This is a genomic window from Microtetraspora malaysiensis, assembly GCF_050947145.1.
Taxonomy (GTDB): Bacteria; Actinomycetota; Actinomycetes; order Streptosporangiales; family Streptosporangiaceae; genus Microtetraspora_A; species Microtetraspora_A malaysiensis.
Genome location: NZ_CP191998.1, coordinates 3,518,675 through 3,537,743 on the forward strand (window position 1 = coordinate 3,518,675; position 19,069 = coordinate 3,537,743).

17 protein-coding genes and 1 pseudogene are annotated in these 19,069 nt (G+C 71.0%); 6 read left to right on the forward strand and 12 right to left on the reverse strand.

Annotated elements, in window-relative coordinates:
- Positions 1 to 176: 176 nt before the first annotated feature.
- Positions 177 to 620: a transposase gene (locus ACQP1V_RS16590; protein WP_433423786.1), complete on the reverse strand. Its 444-nt coding sequence runs from the start codon at positions 618 to 620 to the stop codon at positions 177 to 179.
- A gap of 169 nt (positions 621 to 789) precedes the next feature.
- On the opposite strand from ACQP1V_RS16590, the gene ACQP1V_RS16595 reads away from it, so the two are divergent.
- Both ACQP1V_RS16595 and ACQP1V_RS16600 read left to right on the forward strand, forming a co-directional pair.
- Positions 790 to 978: a hypothetical protein gene (locus ACQP1V_RS16595; protein ID WP_433423789.1), complete on the forward strand. Its 189-nt coding sequence runs from the start codon at positions 790 to 792 to the stop codon at positions 976 to 978.
- Between the two features lie 571 nt (positions 979 to 1,549).
- Positions 1,550 to 1,729 (forward strand): annotated as a pseudogene (locus tag ACQP1V_RS16600) (transposase); the annotation flags it as partial.
- A 63-nt stretch (positions 1,730 to 1,792) separates the two neighbouring features.
- Here ACQP1V_RS16600 and ACQP1V_RS16605 read toward each other — a convergent pair.
- Together ACQP1V_RS16605 and ACQP1V_RS16610 are read right to left on the reverse strand one after the other, a co-directional pair.
- Positions 1,793 to 2,539: a phosphotransferase family protein gene (locus ACQP1V_RS16605; RefSeq protein WP_433423792.1), complete on the reverse strand. Its 747-nt coding sequence runs from the start codon at positions 2,537 to 2,539 to the stop codon at positions 1,793 to 1,795.
- A 561-nt stretch (positions 2,540 to 3,100) separates the two neighbouring features.
- The gene (locus ACQP1V_RS16610; RefSeq protein WP_433423794.1) at positions 3,101 to 3,547 is read right to left on the reverse strand and encodes a hypothetical protein; all 447 of its coding nucleotides are present in this window, start codon (positions 3,545 to 3,547) and stop codon (positions 3,101 to 3,103) included.
- Between ACQP1V_RS16610 and ACQP1V_RS16615 the strand changes: the two genes are divergently transcribed.
- The gene (locus tag ACQP1V_RS16615; protein ID WP_433423797.1) at positions 3,528 to 4,133 is read left to right on the forward strand and encodes a TNT domain-containing protein; all 606 of its coding nucleotides are present in this window, start codon (positions 3,528 to 3,530) and stop codon (positions 4,131 to 4,133) included. The genes ACQP1V_RS16610 and ACQP1V_RS16615 overlap by 20 nt on opposite strands.
- Before the next feature lie 123 nt (positions 4,134 to 4,256).
- Here the strand turns inward: ACQP1V_RS16615 and ACQP1V_RS16620 are convergent, their stop codons facing one another.
- From ACQP1V_RS16620 to ACQP1V_RS16640, 5 genes are all read right to left on the reverse strand, one after another.
- A complete protein-coding gene (locus ACQP1V_RS16620; RefSeq protein ID WP_433423799.1) occupies positions 4,257 to 4,841 on the reverse strand; it encodes an AAA family ATPase in 585 nt (194 codons plus the stop codon).
- A 109-nt stretch (positions 4,842 to 4,950) separates the two neighbouring features.
- The gene (locus ACQP1V_RS16625) at positions 4,951 to 6,423 is read right to left on the reverse strand and encodes an LCP family protein (protein WP_433423801.1); all 1,473 of its coding nucleotides are present in this window, start codon (positions 6,421 to 6,423) and stop codon (positions 4,951 to 4,953) included.
- Positions 6,424 to 7,346: 923 nt separating this feature from the next.
- Positions 7,347 to 8,561, reverse strand: coding sequence for a neutral zinc metallopeptidase (locus tag ACQP1V_RS16630; RefSeq protein WP_433423804.1), 1,215 nt, complete (start codon positions 8,559 to 8,561; stop codon positions 7,347 to 7,349).
- 365 nt (positions 8,562 to 8,926) lie between these two features.
- A complete protein-coding gene (locus tag ACQP1V_RS16635; protein ID WP_433423807.1) occupies positions 8,927 to 9,409 on the reverse strand; it encodes a LysR substrate-binding domain-containing protein in 483 nt (160 codons plus the stop codon).
- Between the two features lie 175 nt (positions 9,410 to 9,584).
- Entirely contained in the window at positions 9,585 to 10,808 is a 1,224-nt protein-coding gene (locus ACQP1V_RS16640) for a neutral zinc metallopeptidase (protein ID WP_433423810.1), read from the reverse strand.
- Positions 10,809 to 11,333: 525 nt separating this feature from the next.
- On the opposite strand from ACQP1V_RS16640, the gene ACQP1V_RS16645 reads away from it, so the two are divergent.
- Positions 11,334 to 12,203: a LysR family transcriptional regulator gene (locus ACQP1V_RS16645; protein ID WP_387418099.1), complete on the forward strand. Its 870-nt coding sequence runs from the start codon at positions 11,334 to 11,336 to the stop codon at positions 12,201 to 12,203.
- 119 nt (positions 12,204 to 12,322) lie between these two features.
- Positions 12,323 to 13,156, forward strand: coding sequence for a dihydropteroate synthase (folP, locus tag ACQP1V_RS16650; RefSeq protein ID WP_433423813.1), 834 nt, complete (start codon positions 12,323 to 12,325; stop codon positions 13,154 to 13,156).
- 24 nt (positions 13,157 to 13,180) lie between these two features.
- Here the strand turns inward: folP and ACQP1V_RS16655 are convergent, their stop codons facing one another.
- From ACQP1V_RS16655 to ACQP1V_RS16670, 4 genes are all read right to left on the reverse strand, one after another.
- Positions 13,181 to 14,698 (reverse strand): pyridoxal phosphate-dependent decarboxylase family protein, encoded by a 1,518-nt coding sequence (locus ACQP1V_RS16655; protein ID WP_433423816.1) that lies wholly within the window; start codon positions 14,696 to 14,698, stop codon positions 13,181 to 13,183.
- A 100-nt stretch (positions 14,699 to 14,798) separates the two neighbouring features.
- A complete protein-coding gene (locus tag ACQP1V_RS16660; protein ID WP_433423819.1) occupies positions 14,799 to 15,431 on the reverse strand; it encodes a copper chaperone PCu(A)C in 633 nt (210 codons plus the stop codon).
- A 155-nt stretch (positions 15,432 to 15,586) separates the two neighbouring features.
- A complete protein-coding gene (locus ACQP1V_RS16665) occupies positions 15,587 to 17,062 on the reverse strand; it encodes a sensor histidine kinase (protein WP_433423821.1) in 1,476 nt (491 codons plus the stop codon).
- Entirely contained in the window at positions 17,052 to 17,726 is a 675-nt protein-coding gene (locus ACQP1V_RS16670) for a response regulator transcription factor (RefSeq protein WP_387418104.1), read from the reverse strand. Before ACQP1V_RS16670 ends, ACQP1V_RS16665 begins: the two co-directional genes overlap by 11 nt.
- Positions 17,727 to 17,899: 173 nt before the next feature.
- Here ACQP1V_RS16670 and ACQP1V_RS16675 point away from each other — a divergent pair, with 173 nt between their 5' ends.
- Complete coding sequence (locus ACQP1V_RS16675; protein ID WP_433423826.1) at positions 17,900 to 19,057, forward strand: LolA family protein; 1,158 nt, start codon at positions 17,900 to 17,902, stop codon at positions 19,055 to 19,057.
- Positions 19,058 to 19,069 lie beyond the last annotated feature (12 nt).

Here is a 19,069-nt window from a genome sequence, read left to right on the forward strand (position 1 = left end):
TGGTCAATCGAATGTGTATACGAATAATGACACATGCGAACGAGTGTTCGCAAGCCTTTTTGGGTGAATGGAGGGGCGGATTTCTTGGCGAGAATTCGCAATAAGTCCCTTTTGGGATATAGATGATTGTTTGAATTTTCCAGAGCGAGCGGAGATGGGCGAAAAGTGCTTCAAATTCACGGTCTTGCCCGCTTTGTCGTGGCTGGTGGTAATTGTGGAGAACGTGGCCCGATTTGAATGTCGAGATTATGGAAGGACGGCATTTCGGGCGCTTGGCGTTTCGGTGTCGGCGCCACGACCGCCCAGTGGATGCCGGCGATGGGTACCAGGGTGGACAGTGGTGTCGGCCGGGCGAAGGGGATCTCGCCTGGCACACCGGCGGATCGGCAGCGGGGCTGGTCGGCCAGCCAGGAGTGCTCGGGCAGGTAGCGACGGCGATCGATCAATGCCCGCCCGCGTGGGGTGGGATAGGCCAAGAACACCCTGACCTGACTGTTCTCGATCCGGCACCTGCCGTACCGGTGTATTGACGTTGCGCCCCGGCCGATCGGCAGCCCTTTTTGGAGGAAGCCGGTCTCGTCGACGATCAGGACTCCATCGCTGCCGAGGTGTTCGCTCACGTAGTGGCGCACGTCATCGCGTACGGCGTCGGCGTTCCAGTGTGCGGCGAAGATCGTGAAGTGTCACTGGATACTCCAGCGAGGCTTCGTAATCTTCGGTTACGCCATGGGGACGGCCATCGCGTGAGCATCGGGAGTCGGCGAGGACAATCAAGATCACGTGCTGGCCGTGGCCGACAGCGTAGACCCTGATGGCCGGCTGGTCACCTTCGGCGACGAGATGGACGCAGCCGCCGGAGGCTTCGGCGGCATCGAGTCGCGCCGTCAACCCACCCCGGCCGAAGAGATCCTGCGTCGGTCAGGATGGCGCCGTCGGAACCAGGTCACGCTCCGGCGCTTCCACGACACCATCGAGTGACATGAACAGCCCGGCCAGGGTTCGGACACCCCACTACCTTGAGCGGCCGACTGGTGTCCAAATCGGCCGAAAGTACCGTTCGCGCGGCGCCGGCCGTACCTTCGGCCGATACCGAGGCCAGGGCCGGGTTCGCAGGATCAACCCATGGCATATCAACATCCCAGTCCGGTGCTGAAAGCCGAGGGTCAGGCCAAGAAAGGCAAGGGTCGTCCGGTTCCGGCCGACCGTCGTCCGAGTAGTGGAAAGCCGAGGCTGCGCACTCTGGTCCTGCGGGGCGGACCGGCCGCCGTCGCCGGGCTGCTCACTCTGGCGGTCCCTGCCTCCTGGGCGCCGGCGTCCGCCTTGTCCGCGCTCGTGCCTACTTCCGTCAGCCCTTCGGCCATGTCGAGCAGCACACCGTATCTGCCCAAGCCGACCGGTCCCCATCCGGTCGGGACGACGTCCCTGCATCTGAAAGACGCCTCTCGCCCCGACCCGTGGGTCCCCGAGGCCAGGGTGAGGGAGCTCATGGTCTCCCTTTGGTATCCGGCGAAGTCGCGGAACGGGCCACCGCCGGATGGTCTGGGCCGCAGGGGTCAAACCGGTCAGCGCCCGCCGTGGCACCCCGCACGGCTCCGGCCTGGGTAGGCATCGCTGGGTGATCGAGCAGACGATCGCCCTGTTGCATTGGTTCCGCCGCCTGCGCATCCGCTGGGAGATTCGCGACGACATCCACGAAGCCTTCATGATCCTCGCCGCCGCCATCATCTGCCGGCGACGCCTCACCACTGATCATTCCGTTCGGACTTTTCATAGCAGTCGGGCGCGCGCAGCCTCACAGCCGGGATCTCAGCACGTCGATCTCACAGCCCGGCGCGAATGGGTCGAAGCCGTGCTCGACCAGCCAGCGAACATTCAGCAGGCTTCGCAACGACCACCACGCGCGGATCACGTCGAGGTCGACGTCGGTGCCGTAGCCGGCGACGACGTCGCCGAGGTGCTCCTCGTGTCCGAGCGTCAAGGTGGCGAGGTCGTACAGGGCATCACCTTGGCCTGCCTCGGACCAGTCGATGATGCCCGTGATCCCGTCGCCGTCGACGAACACGTGATCGATCTGCAGGTCGCCGTGCGTGAAGACCGGTGTCCACGGCCGGAGCGCGGCCTCGGCGACCTGGCGGTTGCGGGTGACCAGGTCGGCGGGCAGGACGCCGTTCGTCACGAGCCACTCGCACTCGCCATCGAGATCCGCCGCCAACTCGTCGAGGCCCCGGCCGGCCCGGCCGAGCCTGGGCGGCAACGGCGCATCGTGCAACCTCCGGATGGCGGCGCCCGCCGCGGCCCACGCTGCCGGGGATGCGGTCGACGGCTCGCCGAGGCGGCCGAGCGCCGTTCCCGGGAGTGCGGCGATCGCGAGCACTGGCGGCTTGTGCCACAGGACCTTCGGGGTCGGGACCGGCGCGAGGGACATCGCCTCGACCTCGACGTCGATGCGCGCCTGATCGGCGTCCACCTTCAGGAACACGTCGCCGACACGCAGGGTCGCGCGCTCGGAATGAGCGACGACCATTTTGACCTCATCCATGGGCGACCAGTATCCCGGGGATGGTCGTCGACGTCACCGGGTTTATCGCGTGCGATTGCGCGGCTGACCGCGTCCCGCTACCAAGCGGCCTCGTGCGCGACACCGACCGCTGGCCAGGTCAAGTCCACCATTTTTGTTAGGAGCCCTAAGTCCGTATATAGGGATAAAGGGGGATTGGTCCAGGGGCTTTCCGGGGAAAGCGCGGACTCTGGGGCTGAGTCTGAAAACTCTGCAGGGCTGTCCGAGTTCTCCATCATGCGGGTGAAATCCGGTTATTTGTCCACGCTGTGCGGAAACGGGCCGGCGTGCGTAGGGAAATCGCGCCAAACCGCGGGTTCCGGTGATGGTGGAATTTACCGGAATTAATCCAGTCCAATCGCCATCGACGCTCCGTGGTCTTTTGCCGCTCCGGGGATTTTCTTGCGATCAACCTGATTCTTCGGCGGGTAGGCACGGTCCCGTCGCTTCAATGGAAATCTTTCGGGGTGTGACCGGCTGACGCCGCATTCATCTGTGTGGGCGCTCATCAGCCGGGGACCCGTCTGGGGATTTTGGAAACGCTCAGTGCGTTTTCTCTCCGCGGTGGATTTCGTATTGATGTCGACATGTCCGGTGAAGGTTCACGCGAGTCCTTTCAGGAGAATCCGTGCAAGGTTTTTCTCGACGAGCACCGCTGGTCGCGGCGCTCGCCATGGCCACAGCGGCATTCCTGGGCGGCGTCGCCCAGGCAGACATCACCGCCTCGGCCACGGGCCCCCGGTCGCCTGTGCCGTCGACCCTGGAGAGAACGCCCACCGCCAAGCCCACCGCCAAGCCCACCGCCAAGCCCACCGTCGCTTCGAGGCCGGGAATCGTCGCGCCCGGTGTCGCTTCGAGGCCGGGAATCGTCGCGCCCGGTGTCGCTTCGAGGCCGGGAACTGTCGCGCCCGGTGTCGCTTCGAGGCCGGGAATCGTCGCGCCCGCCGTCACTACGACGCCGGGAACCGTCGTGCCCGCCGTCGCTCCCACGCCGAGAACCCTCACGCAGGTCTGCGGCCTGCCCTATGTTCAGGGCAATCCGAACCTCGGCCCGCTGAACCTTCCGCAAAACGGATGGCTGGCCAAGATCCTGAAGGGCTACGTGCCTCTTGGCGGGCTGAAGCCGATGGCGTTCATCGATCGCTACTGGAACGAGTCGGCCAACGGATGGCGTTATCCGACGGACTTCGGTTTCGCCCATTCCGGGGGCTACGGCAACGGCAGGCCGCTCGTCTCATCGGTAGTCCTCCTGGTTGGGACGAAACTCGACCGCTTCGGCGGTGAGGGCGGATCGTTCCTCGCGCCGTACGGCACGCCGTACGTACGGAGGTCCCTCCCGCCGAACAACCTGAACACGTTCTCCGGCGACCCCGGGCACCCGTGCAACTATCACGCGTACGAGGTCGTCAGGGCGTTCACCGTCGATGCCGGGCCGGCCGCCTCCGCGTTCCAGCAGCAAGGGGTCGGCAGGCAGTACCACCTGCTCAGCAGGTACATCCCTGAGGCGCCGCAGATGCCCGCAGAACTGCCGGTGAGCTGGCTGGTCGCCAATGGATACCTCAAGCGGCTGAACTGATCGGCCTCGCCCGACCACATCGCCCCTCCCGGCTTCTCGACTGCCGGGAGGGGCGCGCCGCCGACTATGTGGCCTTCCTGCCCAAGGGTGGGAGGGCCGTCGGCATTCATGCCGGAGAACGCGTCAATGACGGCTCGGGCCGCGTCCCCAGGGGATGAGATGCCGAAGCTGCTGGTCGATCGGTGGTGCGCCGATGCGGTTGTCCACCTCGACGTACGGCACGGCGGGCGGCTCGTTCACCCGGATGGCCTGGAGGTACTCCTCGAATCGTTCGAGCTTCTGGCCGTCCCTGGGCAGCCCGCGCTCGACCAGCCGGGAGCGCAGGGTGGGGCCGTCGGAGCGGACCCACAGGAGACGGACGGGAGGTCCGCCCAGGTCGGTGACCCAGTGACGCCACAACTCGGCGTCGTGGACCTGGGAGGTGAACGGCCCGCTGAGCATCACCGGGCAGCCGTGCGAGCGGATCTCGTACGCGGTGGCGGTCAGGCCGTCGTATTCGTGGCGCTTGATGTGCCGGTCGTACCAGGGGCCCTCGCGCTCGCCGCCAAGTCTGCCGTAGGCGGCGAGGGTGGCCTCGACGAAGGCCCCGTAGACCGTGTCCTTGTCGAGGAGGGCGGGCACGGGATCCAGCCGGCGCAGCAGCGCCGAGCAGACCGTCGACTTGCCCGCTCCGGGAGGGCCGGACACGATCCAGACGGGCGGTTTCACCACTCCATCATGGGTTATGTCCGGCGCACGCGGCCCTTGGCTTCCTGACCTGGGGCCCACATCGCCGCGCTCGCGATCCCGTGGGCCCCGGACGCATGGTCTGGGCCGGTCAGAACCCGCAGATCTCCGAGAGCGAGTCCGCGGCCTTGTTGTTCGGCGTCGGGGTGACCGGACGCGTGGGCCTGCTCGCCGTGACTCCGGCGGAGGGGGTGGCCGCGGCGCTCGCGGTCGGTGAGCCGGAGGCCGACGCGCCGCCGGTCCCGGTGCCGCTCGGGCTCGCGGTGACGCCCGCGGCCGCGGTGCGGCTGTCCGCCGTGGACTCGCGGATCGCCTTCCGGGTGAGCAGGCGGATCTTGGCCCAGTCCGGGTTGCCGGTGTAGATGGTCGGCGGCACGAACTGAAGGCTGGTGATCTTGGCGTCCTTCACCTTCAACCCGACCGGGACCAGGTGCTCCAGGAGGTCGCGCGGGATGTCCGTACGGAACATGTGCCGGGCGGCCGCGGCGATCTTGTTGAAGTTCGCGAGTACGGTGGTCGGGCTGGCCTGCTGGGCGAGCGCGCCGATCACACAACGCTGGCGCGACATGCGGGAGAAGTCGTCGCTGTTCACCCGGGAACGGCCGTACCAGAGGACCTCTTCTCCGTTCAGTTTCCGGTAGCCGGCCTTGATGGTGCCGGCGGTGCCGAAGTGGCCGCCCCACTTGACGTCCTGCTCGACCCGGATGCGGAGCCCGCCGATGGCGTCGATCAGGCGGGCGAACCCGAACATGTCGACCATCGCGTAGTAGTCGATGTTCAGGCCGAGCGTGTAGCCGATCGCGTCCTTCAGCGCCTCGGGGCCCCGGTTCTTGCCGCCCATGAGCTGGGGGTTGTTGTCGGCGTAGTACCAGACGGCGTTCAGCAGGCCCTGGCCCTCGGCGTTGAACCCGTCGGGGAACTGCTTGTGCATCGGGCTGCTCGCCGGGAACCGCACGTACTGCAGGTTGCGCGGCAGGCTGAACAGGACGGTGTTGCCGGTGACGAGGTTGACGCTGGCCACCGTCATCGAGTCGGTGCGTACACCCTCGCGGTTGCCCGCGGCGTCCGCGCCGATGAGGAGGAAGTTCACCCTCTTGCGGCCGTTCCACGGGTCCTCGGCCCTGATGGGGGACGGGCTCGGGCCGCCCGGCTGGGGGACGAAGACGTCGTCGAGCAGGTCGCCCGCGGTCTTGATGGTGGTCGCGGTCAGCGCGAACGGCGCCATCACCGAGACGCACAGCACGCCGACGACGATGCCGGAGACGACCTGGCCCTTGCGGGGCAGGCGCTCCGGGCGGAGCGCCATGTACGACATCGCGATCAGCGCGAACCAGGCGAGGGCGCCCGCGCCCGCGCCGACCATGACGGTGGTGAGCGTGCTCTGCCGGACCGCCGCGCCCGCGTTCCCCAGGAACTGCAGGCCGTAGACCACCGCCGCGATCAGGAGCGCGCCGAAGAAGGCCAGCATGATGAATCCGGTACGGCGTTTGCCCGCCCGCAGGTGGGCCGCTCCGGGGACGATCGCCGACAGCGCCGTCCAGCCGATGAGGGACGCGGTCGTCACGGGCTTCCCGTATCGGGGACCCGGCCCCTTGGCCTGCCGCTCGCGGGGGTCTCCGTTCGGGCCGCCGGCCGCCCTCGGGGGCTCCTGGCCCTCGATCCGTGGTCCCTGGCCCCCGGTCGGGGGTCCCTGGCTGTCGTGCCGCTCCGCGCGGCCGTCCCGTCGAGGGGCCCGGCCGTCGCGCCCCGGGCCGCCGGAGCGCGGGGGTTCTCCGCCGCCGCGTGGCGGGGGCGGCGTCTGCGGACCTCCGGCGGTACGGCGGGAGGCCTCGCGCCCGGAGGCGTCCGGCCCCTGCTGCGGCGGTCGCGGCCCGCGCGCCGGCCTGGTCGGCCCACTGCCGCCGCCCGCCCGGTCGTGGCCCTGCCCCGGAGCGCGGTTCCCTCCTGAGCCCGCCGGGTTCCGCTCGGGCCCGTTCCCGTGGCCGGGGTTCCCGGCTTCACGACGGGGAGTGCCGGAGCCGCGCTCGGGGGTGTCGTCACCCCGTTTGGCCTCTCGTGGCCCGTCCCCGGGCGGACGTCTCCGGGAACGCGGTTGCGACGGGTCCTCTGGACCGTCTCCGGCCTCGTCCATGGCGTCCCCACGGCGCATGGTGAACCGCTCCCGTCTCGTAGGCAAATGCCGGGTATCCGAAGTTGCAAGAATTGACGACGGATTCTAGCCCCATATCCCCACAAGGCTGACAGAAGCCAAATAAAGGACGATGAAGGCGCTGAGTGATGCATCGCGGAGTGGGGTGACCGCCGTGGTCGCGCCACCGCGCGACCACGCGACCGCCCCTTCGTGCTCCCGGGAGACGGAACGGTGACCGCCCCCGGGTCACCGCAGCCCCCCGGCCACGGCCGCCGGCGGCTCGGGCGGCCCCTGGACGCGGCGAGTCGGGAAGGCACCCGCCGCGGCGCGGAGGCGTGATCTGTGTCAGGCGGGACTCAGGAGATCGAGGACGCGCCGACGACAAAGGTGTTGCATTGGAAGGCCTTCTGGCGCAGGTATCCCTGCCGGAACCACGCGTAGTTGTGGGCGAGGTTGCCGTGGTCGCGCGGGTAGCCGGGCTGGTCGCCAAGGGTGCCCCAGACCGACATCAGTGAGTTGCGCTGGCTCGCGTTGATCGGATAGGTCGCCTGCACCGACCGCATGAACATGCCGGCGAAACACGTCGCCTGCAGCTCGTGCCGACGAGTCAGCGCCAGCTGCGTGTTTTTGGAGGACGTGGCGTTGTAGAGCCGCCACTCGTCCTCCGAGATGCCGGTGATGGTTTGGATGTGGTGGCCGTACTCATGGGCCATCAAGCTGGTGTAGTAGCCGTGCCAGCTCCCCATGGAGCCGTACCCCTTGACGGTCGCGGATGTCGAGACGTAGATCGTGTTGTTCTGCGGACAGTAGAACGCTTGCGAGCTCCCGATGGGTGGGTAGTCGCCGCACGCGCCGCGCCCCCTGCCCGCTGCGATCATGTAGCCCGGGGGGCTCCAGGTGATCCCCACGCGGGTCAGCATCGGCTTCCATGCCCGTTCCATGCACTGCCCGGTCCTCAGGATCAGTGCCTTGAACTGGGCGTGGTTGTAGATGTTGACGCTCCCCGCCGCGCACCTCGTCGCCGGCAGGGCTCCGGCGAGGTAGACGCTGTTGGCCTTCACGGTTCGGTTGACCGGCCTTGACGTCGGTTCTTGCGTCGGCTCCTGCGTCGGATGCGATGTCGGATGCGATGTCGGATGCGATGTCGGAAGCGATGTCGGAAGCGACGTGGGTTCCGACGTCGGCTCGGATGTCGGTTCGGATGTCGGCTCGGATGTCGGTTTGTCGTACGGCGGAGGGGAGAAGGTGTACGAGGGCAGTGCGACCGGGGTGTAGCCGCTCCGCGAGCCCTTGAGCAACGCGGCGCCCACGACGAGCACGACGAGGGCGAGCGCCATCACGCCCAGCAGTCCGCCGACGATCGCGCCCGCGCCCGACTTCTTCTTCGGCTGCCAGGCGGGCGGCGTGTAGCGGGGCGGGCCGTACGGCCCGGTCGGCCGCGGGGGACCGGGCGGGTACGGAGGGCTCGGAGGCTGCGGCTGGGGCGGCCAGCCCGTCGGTCCCGGGCCGTATCCCTGTCCGGGCGAGGGCTGCGGCGCCCCCGGCATCCCCCGCGGCATCGGTCCCGGCATCTGCGGGGGCATTCTGCCCGGCGCGACGGGTGGCGCCCCGTGCGGAGGTCCCTGTGGCGCTCCCTGCGGCGGCATTCCGGTCGGACCGTACGGCGGGCCCTGCGGCGGTGCGGGCGGTGGGTACGGGGCCCCGTGAGCGCCTGCCGGAGCGGCCTGCGGCGGTGGTGGCGGGTAGGGCGGCCCCTGCGCCCCGGGAGGTGGCGGGGGGAATCCCGCGGCCGGTTCCGGGTACGGATTTCCGCCCTGCGACGGCGGTGGAGGGTACTGCGTCGCCAAGTTTTGCCCCCTTGCTCCGAAATATCGGGCAAAACCTTACTCATTTCACATATGTAACGGATGTCGCAGTAAGTAGGAGCGGAGGGTAATCAGCCGAGGTGATCTCTGCGATGTTCCGGAATGGCCGGGCCGGTCTGCCCTAGCTTTTCTCGCAACCCGCACTGTCCCGCGCGATCCGGGATCTGGAGCGCGAGCTGGGCCTGACCCTCTTCGCACGTTCGGGGCGCCGGGGCGGACGCCGTACGTCGTGAAGATGTGGTCGAACTCCCTGCGCCGGGGGGCTTCCCGGGGTGGGTGACGAGGTCGGTCGGCACGGGCAGGTCGGTCAGGCCGAGGTCGGCGCGCTGCTCGCGCACGGCGGTGACCACGCTGTCGCGCCCGTCGCAGCGCACGATCTGCACGCGGATGCCGGGATGCTCCGCCGCGTAGGCGGGGAGCAGCCGCCCGGCGAGCCCGGGTTCGAGGCTGGGGGTCGCCGCGATGCGCAACTCCGCGCCGGGTGCCTGCTCGCCGGCCGCCAGCATCTCGATCTCGCGGACGGTGTCGAGCGCCTCGCGGGCGAGTTTGACCACACGCCGCCCCTGCGGCGTCACGACGACGCCGGTCGCGGTCGAGTCCGATGACAGGGCCGGCTGGCTGGGTGTGGTGAAGGACGCGGGCGCGCATCTGCTCGGGCGGCCCCCGGACGCGGCGAGGCGGGAAGGCGCCGCCTCGCCGCGCGCGGAGGCGCGATCTGTTCGGCGGGACTCAGGAGACCGAGGACGCGCCGACGGCCCAGGTGTTGCACTGGTAGGCCTTCTGGCGCATGTATCCCTGCCGGAACCATCCGTAGTTGTTGGCGGTGCTGCCATGGTCGCGCGGGTAGCCGGCCTGGTCGCCCATGTAGCCGTAGGCCGACAGCAGCGAGCTGCGCTGGCTCGCGTTGATCGGATAGGTCGCCTGCACCGACCGCATGAACATGCCGCCGAAGCATGTCGCCTGCAACTCGTGCCGACGGGTCAGCGCCAGCTGCGCGCTCTTGGACGACGTGGCCTGGTAGCGCTGCCACCACTCATCCGAGATGCCGGAGATGTTCTGGATGTGGTGGCCGTACTCGTGGGCCATCATGCTGATGATGTAGCCGTGCCAGTTCCCGAACGAGCCGTACTCCTTCACCAACGCGGACGTCGAGGCGTAGATCGTGCTGTTGCGCGGGCAGTAGTACGGCACGTTGCTCCCGGGGGACGGGTAGTCGCCGCACGCGCCGCGCCCCTTACTCGGCGCGATCATGTAGCCGGGGGCCCGCCAGGTGATCCCCACGCGGGCCAGCGTCGGATTCCACGCCCTTCCCATGCACTGCCCGGTCCTCAGGATCAGCGCCCTGAACTGGGCATGGTTGTAGATGTTGGCGCTCCCCGCCGGGCACCTCGTCGTCGGCAGGGCTCCGGCGAGGTAGACGCTGTTGGCCTTCAAGCTCCGGTTGACCGGGTGCGACGTCGGCTCCCGCGTCGGCTGGGAGGTCGGCTGGGAGGTCGGAAGCGATGTGGGCGGGGACGTGGGCTCCGATGTCGGCTGGGACGTGGGCTCGGAGGTCGGCTCGTCGTACGGTGCGGGGGAGTAGGTGCTCGTGGGCAGCGCGACCGAGGTCGGCGGGTCGTCCTTCCCCGAGCCCTTGAGCAACGCGGCGCCCACGACGAGCACGACGAGGGCGAGCGCCATCACGCCCAGCAGTCCGCCGACGATCGCGCCCGCGCCCGACTTCTTCTTCGGCTGCCAGGCGGGCGGCGTGTAGCGGGGCGGGCCGTACGGCCCGGCCGGCCGCGGGGGACCGGGCGGGTACGGAGGGCTCGGAGGCTGCGGCTGGGGCGACCAGCCCGTCGGTCCCGGGCCGTACCCCTGTCCGGGCGAAGGCTGCGGCGCCCCCGGCATCCCGTGCGGCATCCCCTGGGGCGCGGCGGTGCCCGGCATCCCCTGCGGCATCGGTCCCGGCATCTGCGGGGGCATTCTGCCCGGCGCGACCGGCGGCGCCCCGTACGGAGGTCCCGGAGGCGCTCCCTGCGGCGCGGCGTACGGGCCACCGGGAGGCACCCCGTAAGGAGTCCCGCCAGGTGCTCCTGGCCCCGCTCCGGGTGGCGTTCCCTGCGGCATCCCCTGCGGCGGCATTCCGGTCGGACCGTACGGCGGGCCCTGCGGCGGCGTGGGCGGCGGGTAGTGGGCGCCCTGCGCGCCCGCCGGAGCGGCCTGCGGCGGTGGTGGCGGATAGGGCGCTCCCTGCGCCCCGGGAGGTGGCGGGGGGAATCCCGAGGTGGGGTCCGGGTACGGATTCCCGTCCTGCGGCGGCGGTGGAGGGTATTGCGTCGCCAAGTTTTGCCCCCTTGTCCTGAAATATCGGGCAAAACCTTACTCATTTCACATGTGTAACGGATGTCGCAGTAGACGGGAGCGGAGGGTAATCAGCCGAGGTGATCTCTGCGATGTTCCGGAATAGCCGGGCCTATCTGCCCTAGCTTTTCTCGCATGAATCTGCAGCAGCTCCGTTATGTGGTCGCGACTGCGGAGCACCGCACCATGACCGAGGCGGCCCGGTCTCTTTACATCGCGCAACCCGCACTGTCCCGCGCGATCCGGGACCTGGAACGCGAGCTGGGCCTGACCCTCTTCGCGCGCTCGGGGCGCGGCGTCGTCGTGACGCCGCAGGGGCGGCGTGTGGTCAAACTCGCCCGCGAGGCGCTCGACGCCGTCCGCGAGATCGAGATGCTGGCGGCCGGCGAGCAGGCGCCCGGCGCGGAGTTGCGCATCGCGGCGACCCCCAGCCTCGAACCCGGGCTCGCCGGGCGGCTGCTCCCCGCCTACGCGGCGGAGCATCCCGGCATCCGCGTGCAGATCGTGCGCTGCGACGGGCGCGACAGCGTGGTCACCGCCGTGCGCGAGCAGCGCGCCGACCTCGGCCTGACCGACCTGCCCGTGCCGACCGACCTCGTCACCCACCCCGTCGAGCGGCAGGAGTTCGTGCTCATCTCGCCGCCCGGGGCGGGCCTCCCCGAGCCCGTGCCGCTCGCCAGGCTGAACGGCATGCGCCTGCTGCTGCCCACCCCGGGAAGCCCCCGGCGCAGGGAGTTCGACCACATCTTCACGACGTACGGCGTCCGCCCCGTGGTCGCGGTCGAGTCCGACGACAGGGCCGGCTGGCTGGGTGTGGTGAAGGACGCGGGCGCGCACCTGCTCTGGTACCGGGCGATGGCCGAGCAGGCCGCGCGGGCCGGCCTGGAGGTGCGCGCGCTGAGCCCGGCGCTCAAGAAGGTCATCGCGGTGGTGCACGCCCGGCGGAGGCTTCCGCCGATCGCACAGGATTTCGTCGCCATCGCGGAGGGCGGCTCCGCCGCATAGCTTTGCCGCGTAGCTTTGGAGCGCTCCAAGAGCCACCGAGGTCCGCGGCGGCCCGGCGCTGCCCGCAGGGGACGACGGTTTTGATCGTCTCTTCAGCTCGCGGAGGTACGCTGACCGGGATGTCTACTCTGCGCCTTCGCGGCCGGGCCTTCGGCCCGGGCGACCACGCGATCATGGCGGTGGTCAACCGCACGCCCGACTCCTTCTTCGACAAGGGAGCGACCTTCGGGTTCGGCGCCGCGCTCGACGCGGTCGCGCGGGCGATCGACGGGGGAGCCGACATCGTCGACATCGGCGGCGTCAAGGCGGGGCCGGGGGACGAGGTCGATCCGGCGGAGGAGATCCGCCGGGTGGCCGACCTCGTCGCCGAGGTCCGGGCCCGCCACTCCGGCGTGATCATCAGCGTGGACACCTGGCGGTCCGAGGTCGGCGAGGTGGTCGCCCAGGCCGGAGCCGACCTGCTCAACGACACCTGGGGCGGCGTCGATCCCGCGCTCGCCGGGGTCGCCGCCCGGCACGGGATCGGCCTGGTCTGCGCGCACGCCGGCCGAGTGGAGCCGCGTACCCGCCCGCACCGCATCGCGTACGACGACGTGGTGGCCGACGTGATCGGCTACACGACGGCGCTCGCGGAGCGGGCGGTCGCGGCCGGTGTGCGGCGGGACGCGGTGCTGATCGACCCGGCGCACGACTTCGGCAAGAACACCTGGCACTCGCTGGAGGTCAGCCGCCGCCTCGACGAGATGGTGGCCACCGGCTGGCCGGTGTTGGTGGCCGTGTCCAACAAGGACTTCGTCGGCGAGACGCTCGGCGGCCTCCCGGTCGAGGAGCGCCACGCGGGCACCATCGCCACCCTGGCCGTCTCCGCGCTCCAGGGGGCGCGGGTCTTCCGCGTCCACGACGCTGCCGCGGCCCGCGCCGCCCTGGACGTGGTCGAGCGCCTGAGCGGCTGAGCCGGCGCCCCCCGCCGCCGGCCGTCAGGAGTACATCGCCGACAGGAACCTGACCAGCACCGCCTCCCGGGTCCCGGCGGGCAGCGCGTCGAGGACGGCGTTCACGACGGCCATCCCCTGCGAGCCGCCGCCGTCGAGCGCGATGCCGACCGAGGCGGCGAGCTCGGTGAAGGTGGCGTCGTCGAGCGCCTCCAGGTCCACCGAGGCGATGAGCTCCGGCAGGCCGTCCGGCACCGCGGCCGGCCCGGCCAGGCGGGCGGCCTCCGCCGACTCCGCGATCACCTTGAGCATCTCCTCGACGCCGTGCAGGGTGACGCCGGTGACGGTGACGTGCAGGTTGGCCGGGATCCCGGCGTACGAGAGCTGCGGCTGGAGGAACCAGCCGCGCCCGCGCGCCTCGTCGGCGAGCACGAACATGTCGATCGCGCCACCGGGCGCGTCCGGGTCGGCCGCGATGGCGACGAGCGACGACTCGGGACGGCCGAGCACCCGCAGCCCCGGGATCGCCGACACGCCCTCGACCAGCCTGCGCGTCGCCTCCAGCGTCGTACGGCCCAGCTCCAGGTAGCCGTCGCGGCCGAGGGACTGGAGGGTGGCCCACGCCCCGCCGAGCGGACCGGCCGAGCGCGAGCTTTGCACGGTGGCGTTGATGATCGTGTATCCGGGCCAGGCGGCGGACGCGAAGTAGGCGCGGCGACGCAGCGCGGCGTCCGCGAAGAGGAGGACGGAGGCGCCCTTGGGCGCGTAGCCGAACTTGTGCAGGTCGCAGGAGAGCGACGTGACGCCGGGCACGCGCAGATCGAACGGCGGGATCTCCGCCCCCGCCTCGCGCAGCCAGGGGAGCAGCCACCCGCCGACGCAGGCGTCCACGTGGCAGGGGACGCCCCGCGACGAGGCGAGCGCGGCGATCTCCGCCACGGGGTCGATCACGCCCTGCGGGTAGGACGGCGCGGAGACCACGACGAGGATCGTCCGGTCGCCGATCGCGGCCTCGACCGCGGGGACGGAGACGCGGAACGTCACCGGGTCCACCGGCACGGGCACGACCTCGACCCCGAGATAGTGGGCGGCCTTGTGGAACGCCGGATGCGCGGTCACCGGGAGCACGAGCTGCGGGGCCCGGCCGGCGCCTTCTCCGGCGCCTTCCCCGGCGTCGCCGGATGCGCCGTTCCCGGCGGCCGTGCCTCCGGCGGCCGTGGTCGCGCGCCAGTGGTCGCGGGCCGCCTTCACCGCCAGCATGATCGACTCGGTGCCGCCGCTGGTGAAGATCCCCGGAGTGGTCGCGTCGCCGCCGAGCAGGTCCGCGACCGCGCCGACCACCTGCTTCTCCAGCGCCACCATGCTGGGGAACGCCGTCGGGTCGAGCATGTTGACCTCGAGCATCTCGGCGTACGCCCGGTGGGCCGCGTCGTGGATCTCGGGACGGCCGGTGTCGTACACGTAGGCGGTCACCTTGCCGCCGCGGACGGGCAGGTCACCGGCCTTCAGCTCGGCCAGCTCGGTGAGCAGCTCCTGGGCCGGGCGGCCGTACTCGGGAAGCATCGGATCTCCTTGGGGGACGGAGGGACGGAGGGGGGCTCCGATCGCTCCGATGCTAGAGAAGGTACGCGGCGGGCGGATCTTCGGGCAGGCGGCGCCGGCGTCAACCGGACGGTGAGGGGCTCGGTGAGGGGCTCGGTGAGAGGTTCGGCGAGGGGGAGGCGGGGGGTGTGGGGCTCGGCGAGGGCGAGGGCGAGGGCGAGGGAGAAGGCGAAGGGGAAGGGGTGAACCCTGTCGGGCTCGGCAGGGTGGAGGCGACGCCGGCCATCTGCACCGGGACGTTGCGCACCGTCACCTCTCCGGCCTGCTTGAACCGCATCTGCAGCGTGACGTACTGGCCCACGGTGAGCGGCCGCTCCAGGTCCTGCAGGGTGACCGTGTACGGGCCGGTGCCCACCCACACGAGCGCGAGCGGCGGCACGCGGACCTCGGACTGCGACATCGAGACCGACCTGGCCACACCCTCGGCGCGCACCTGGACCAGGCTGTCCTCCGCGCTCCCGGCGTTGATCAGCGAGAAGTAGACGGGGGCGGAGGAGCCCGCGGCGGCGGTCGCGGTCGGCGCCGGGCCGACGATCGACACGTTCCTGATCTTGATCTGGCCGGCCTGCGTGTTGGCGCCCTCGGTCGTCGGGTAGTACTCGGGCGGCGTCGGCTCGGTGCCGCAACCGGCGCCGGACAGGACCAGGACCGCCGCCGTCGCGGCCCACCGCAGCCGTCCCCATGCGTAGGCCATGAGCCACACCCCCAATACGATTTGTGATGACCTGGACACACAACGTATATGTCGTGCTGTGGCGGAACTCGCGTGGCCCCGCCGCTCAGGCGCAGCCTTTACCCGGCCCCGCCCCGGCCCCGCCCCGGCCCCGGCCACGGGCCCGGGGGTGACGCCTACCGGGACGTCTCGGGGGCCGCGAGGGGCAGCCGTACGACGGCGCGCAGGCCCGGGGCGGCGTCCTCCAGGTGAACGGTGCCCCCGTGGGCGCGCACGGTGTCGCGGACGATCGCCAGGCCGAGCCCGGCGCCACCCTCGTCCCGGCTGCGCGCGCTGTCCAGTCGGGTGAACCGGTCGAAGACCCGTTCCCGGTCCTCCGCCGGGATCCCGGGGCCGTCGTCGGTCACGGTCAGGACCGCGACACCCCCTCCCGTGGCGCCCCCTCGCGCGACGCCGGCCGTGCCCCTGCCAGGAGCCGATCCGGAACCGGACCGGGGAGCTCCGGCGCCGGGCGGCTCCGCGTGCAGCGCGACGACCACCGTGGACGTGGCGTGCCGCACCGCGTTGGCGACCAGGTTCGTCAGCACCCGGCCGAGGTCGAGGGCGTCGCCGTCCACGGTGACGCCGGGGGCGATGTCGCCGGTGACGCTGTGCCGTTCGACCGCCCGCTCGACCAGCGCGGCGAGGTCGACCGGCTCCCGGCGGGCGGTGCGCCCCTCGTCGAGGCGGGCCAGCGCCAGCAGGTCCTCGGCCAGCCGGGACAGCCGCATCGTGTCCTCGAGCACGCCCTCGGCGGTCTCCCGCCAGTCCTGCCCCTCCGGGTGGCTGAGCGCGACCTCCAGTTGCAGCCGGATGCTGGCCAGCGGACTGCGCAGCTCATGCGACGCGTCGGAGATGAGCGCGCGCTGCCGGGCGTCGGCCGCCTCCAGCCGGGCCAGCATGTCGTTCAGCGTCGTGGCGAGGGAATGCACCTCGTCCCGCGACTCGGGCACCGGCAGCCGCCTGGCCCGCGCCGTCCCGCTGATCTCGGCCGCGCCTCTGCGCAAAAGCGCGATCGGCCGCAGCGTCCTGCCGATGACCAGCCACGACGCCGCCGCGAGCAGGACCAGAAGCAGCGGTGTCCCGACGACCAGCACGTGACCGGTGGTCGTCAGGCTGCCCTGGACCTCCGTGAACGACCGCGCCGCGATGACGGTGCGCCCGGCGTCGGCGCTGAGCACCCGCGCCCGCAGCGGGCCGGGGATCCCGTACGGCCTGCCGTCCAGGAACACGGGACGGCCCGAGCGTACGGCGCGCTCCCGCCGATCCGCCCCGAGCAGCGGGACCAGGCGGTCGGTGCCCGGGGTCGCGTTGACGATCCGCCCGGAGGAGTCGAGCACCTGGACGATCGTGTTGTCCGTCGTGACGATCCGGTCGCCGAGCCGTCCGTCGTCGGCCAGCGCGACCACCTCGCGGGCGCGCTGGTACACCTCGTCGTCGATCGTGCCGGCCAGTGCATTGCCGAGGACGCCGACGAACACGTACGCGGAGGCCGCCAGGGCGAGGGCCAGGACCGCCGAGGCGGTCGCGGTCAGCCGGAACCGCAGGCTCCTGCGCCGCCACCATCCGGCCGGGCCGCTTCCGGGCCTGCGACGGGGCGGCTCAGTTTCCATCGCCGACCAGCCGGTATCCGGCGCCGCGCACAGTCTGGAGCGTGTTCCGCCCGAACGGCGTGTCGATCTTGCGACGGAGGTAGCCGACGTACACCTCGACGACATTGGGGTCGGTGTCGTAGGTGTCCCACACGTGTTCGAGGATCTCGGACTTCGAGACCACCTCGTCGTGCCGTCGCATCAGGAACTCCAGCAGCGAGAACTCGCGGGGCGTCAGCTCGATGGGCGTCTCGCCGCGCGCGACCAGGCGGCGCGCGGGATCGAGGGACAGATCTCCGGCCCGCAGCACGGCGGGCCGCCGGGTGCCGCCGCGCCGCAGCAGCGCCCGCAGCCGGGCCACCAGCACGACGTACGAGAACGGCTTCGCGAGGTAGTCGTCGGCGCCGAGGTCGAGCCCGTCGGCCATGTCGTACTCGCCGTCCTTGGCCGACAGCATCAGGATCGGCACCCAGTTCTCCTCGGCGCGCAGCCGCTTGCACACGTTGTAGCCGGACAGCTTGGGCAGCATGATGTCGAGCACCACGACGTCGTACTCGCCCGTACGGGCGCAGTGCAGGCCGTCCTCGCCGTCGTGGGCGAGATCGACCGCGAACCCCTCCGCCTGCAGGCCCCGCTTCAGGGCCGCCGCCATCCTTCGTTCGTCTTCGACAACCAGCACCCGCATTGCCCCATCTTGGCGGGTTTCTCCTGAGATCCGGCTGAGAGCCCTCTCAGGTCGTCTCAGCTTCGGCTCAGGTTCGGGCGCGCAGGCTACGGAACGTCGGATCGATCGGATCCGATGACATTTGTTCCGTTTCGCGCGGGAAACCGGGTGATTCAGCACAGTGGAGGCATGACATGCGTATTGGAACACACGCCGTGAGGTGGGGCGTGCCCGTCGCCGCCGTGGCGGTGGTCGCCGGCGTCGTGGCGGCCGGGCCGGTGATCGCGGCGGTCCAGGGGGAGCCGTCCCTTCCCCGTCGCACCGCCGCCGAGCTGCTCGCCGACGCCGCCGAGAAGTGGCAGTCGGGACGGCTGCCGCAGATGTCGGGCACCATCGTCGAGACCGCGTCCCTCGGACTGCCCGCGCTGCCGGCCGCCGGCGGTGCGACCTCGCCGCTTGGCCTGCTGTCCGGCTCCCACCAGGCCAAGGTCTGGTACGGCGGGCCCGACCGGCTCCGCCTGATGGTGCCCGATGAGATGAACGAGAGCGACCTCGTCGTGAACGGCGACCAGGTGTGGTGGTGGGACAGCGCCGCCAACACGGCCACCCGGGTCAAGGGCGCGCCGGACGGAGCCGGGCGGCCGGACGCCGTGCCGTACGCGAAGACGGTCACCCCGGCGCAGGCGGCCGAGGAGGCGCTGCGGGCGGCGGGCACGGACACCGAGATCGCCATCAGCGAGGACGCGACCGTCGCCGGCCGCGCCGCGTACCAGGTGGTGCTCACGCCCAAGGAAGCCGGATCGCTGGTCAAGGAGGTGCGGCTGGCGATCGACGGCGAGACCCTCGTCCCGCTGCGCGTCCAGCTCTACGCGAAGGGGACGGCGGAGCCGGCGTTCGAGGTCGGCTTCGACTCGGTGACGTTCACCCCGCCCGCGCCGGAGAACTTCGCCTTCACGCCCCCGCCCCGGGCGAAGGTCGAGGAGACGACGGCGCCGTCGATCGCGCGCGGACCGCACGGCAAGGACGGCATGGACGGCGTGGACGGGCATGACGGCGCCGCGCCGCGCGTCGTCGGGGACGGCTGGGACCGGGTGGTCGTCGTGTCCCTTCCGAAGGGCTTCGAGGGTGACCTGGCCGGGGCGGCGGACCGGGCGAAGGGCGCGCGGGACAGGGACGGCGTCGCCTCCCTCGCGAACGGCATGGTGAAGGTGGCCACCCCGGTCAGCGGGGAGTGGGGGAGCGGGCGACTGATCCGGACGAAGCTCGTCTCGGCGCTGCTCACCGACGACGGCCGGATGTTCGCGGGCGCCGTCACCCCCGAGGTCCTGTACGCCGCGGCGGCGGCGAAGTGAGCGGGGCGCGGC

Coding starts and splice junctions, on each gene's coding strand:
- ACQP1V_RS16605 (WP_433423792.1), bottom strand. CDS start 2,539: ATGGATGAGGTCAAAATGGTCGTCGCTCATTCCGAGCGCGCGACCCTG.
- ACQP1V_RS16640 (WP_433423810.1), bottom strand. CDS start 10,808: ATGCCGGGACCGATGCCGCAGGGGATGCCGGGCACCGCCGCGCCCCAG.
- ACQP1V_RS16655 (WP_433423816.1), bottom strand. CDS start 14,698: ATGCTTCCCGAGTACGGCCGCCCGGCCCAGGAGCTGCTCACCGAGCTG.
- ACQP1V_RS16665 (WP_433423821.1), bottom strand. CDS start 17,062: ATGGAAACTGAGCCGCCCCGTCGCAGGCCCGGAAGCGGCCCGGCCGGA.
- ACQP1V_RS16675 (WP_433423826.1), top strand. CDS start 17,900: ATGCGTATTGGAACACACGCCGTGAGGTGGGGCGTGCCCGTCGCCGCC.
- ACQP1V_RS16660 (WP_433423819.1), bottom strand. CDS start 15,431: ATGGCCTACGCATGGGGACGGCTGCGGTGGGCCGCGACGGCGGCGGTC.
- ACQP1V_RS16630 (WP_433423804.1), bottom strand. CDS start 8,561: ATGCCGGGACCGATGCCGCGGGGGATGCCGGGGGCGCCGCAGCCCTCG.
- ACQP1V_RS16670 (WP_387418104.1), bottom strand. CDS start 17,726: ATGCGGGTGCTGGTTGTCGAAGACGAACGAAGGATGGCGGCGGCCCTG.
- ACQP1V_RS16645 (WP_387418099.1), top strand. CDS start 11,334: ATGAATCTGCAGCAGCTCCGTTATGTGGTCGCGACTGCGGAGCACCGC.
- folP (WP_433423813.1), top strand. CDS start 12,323: ATGTCTACTCTGCGCCTTCGCGGCCGGGCCTTCGGCCCGGGCGACCAC.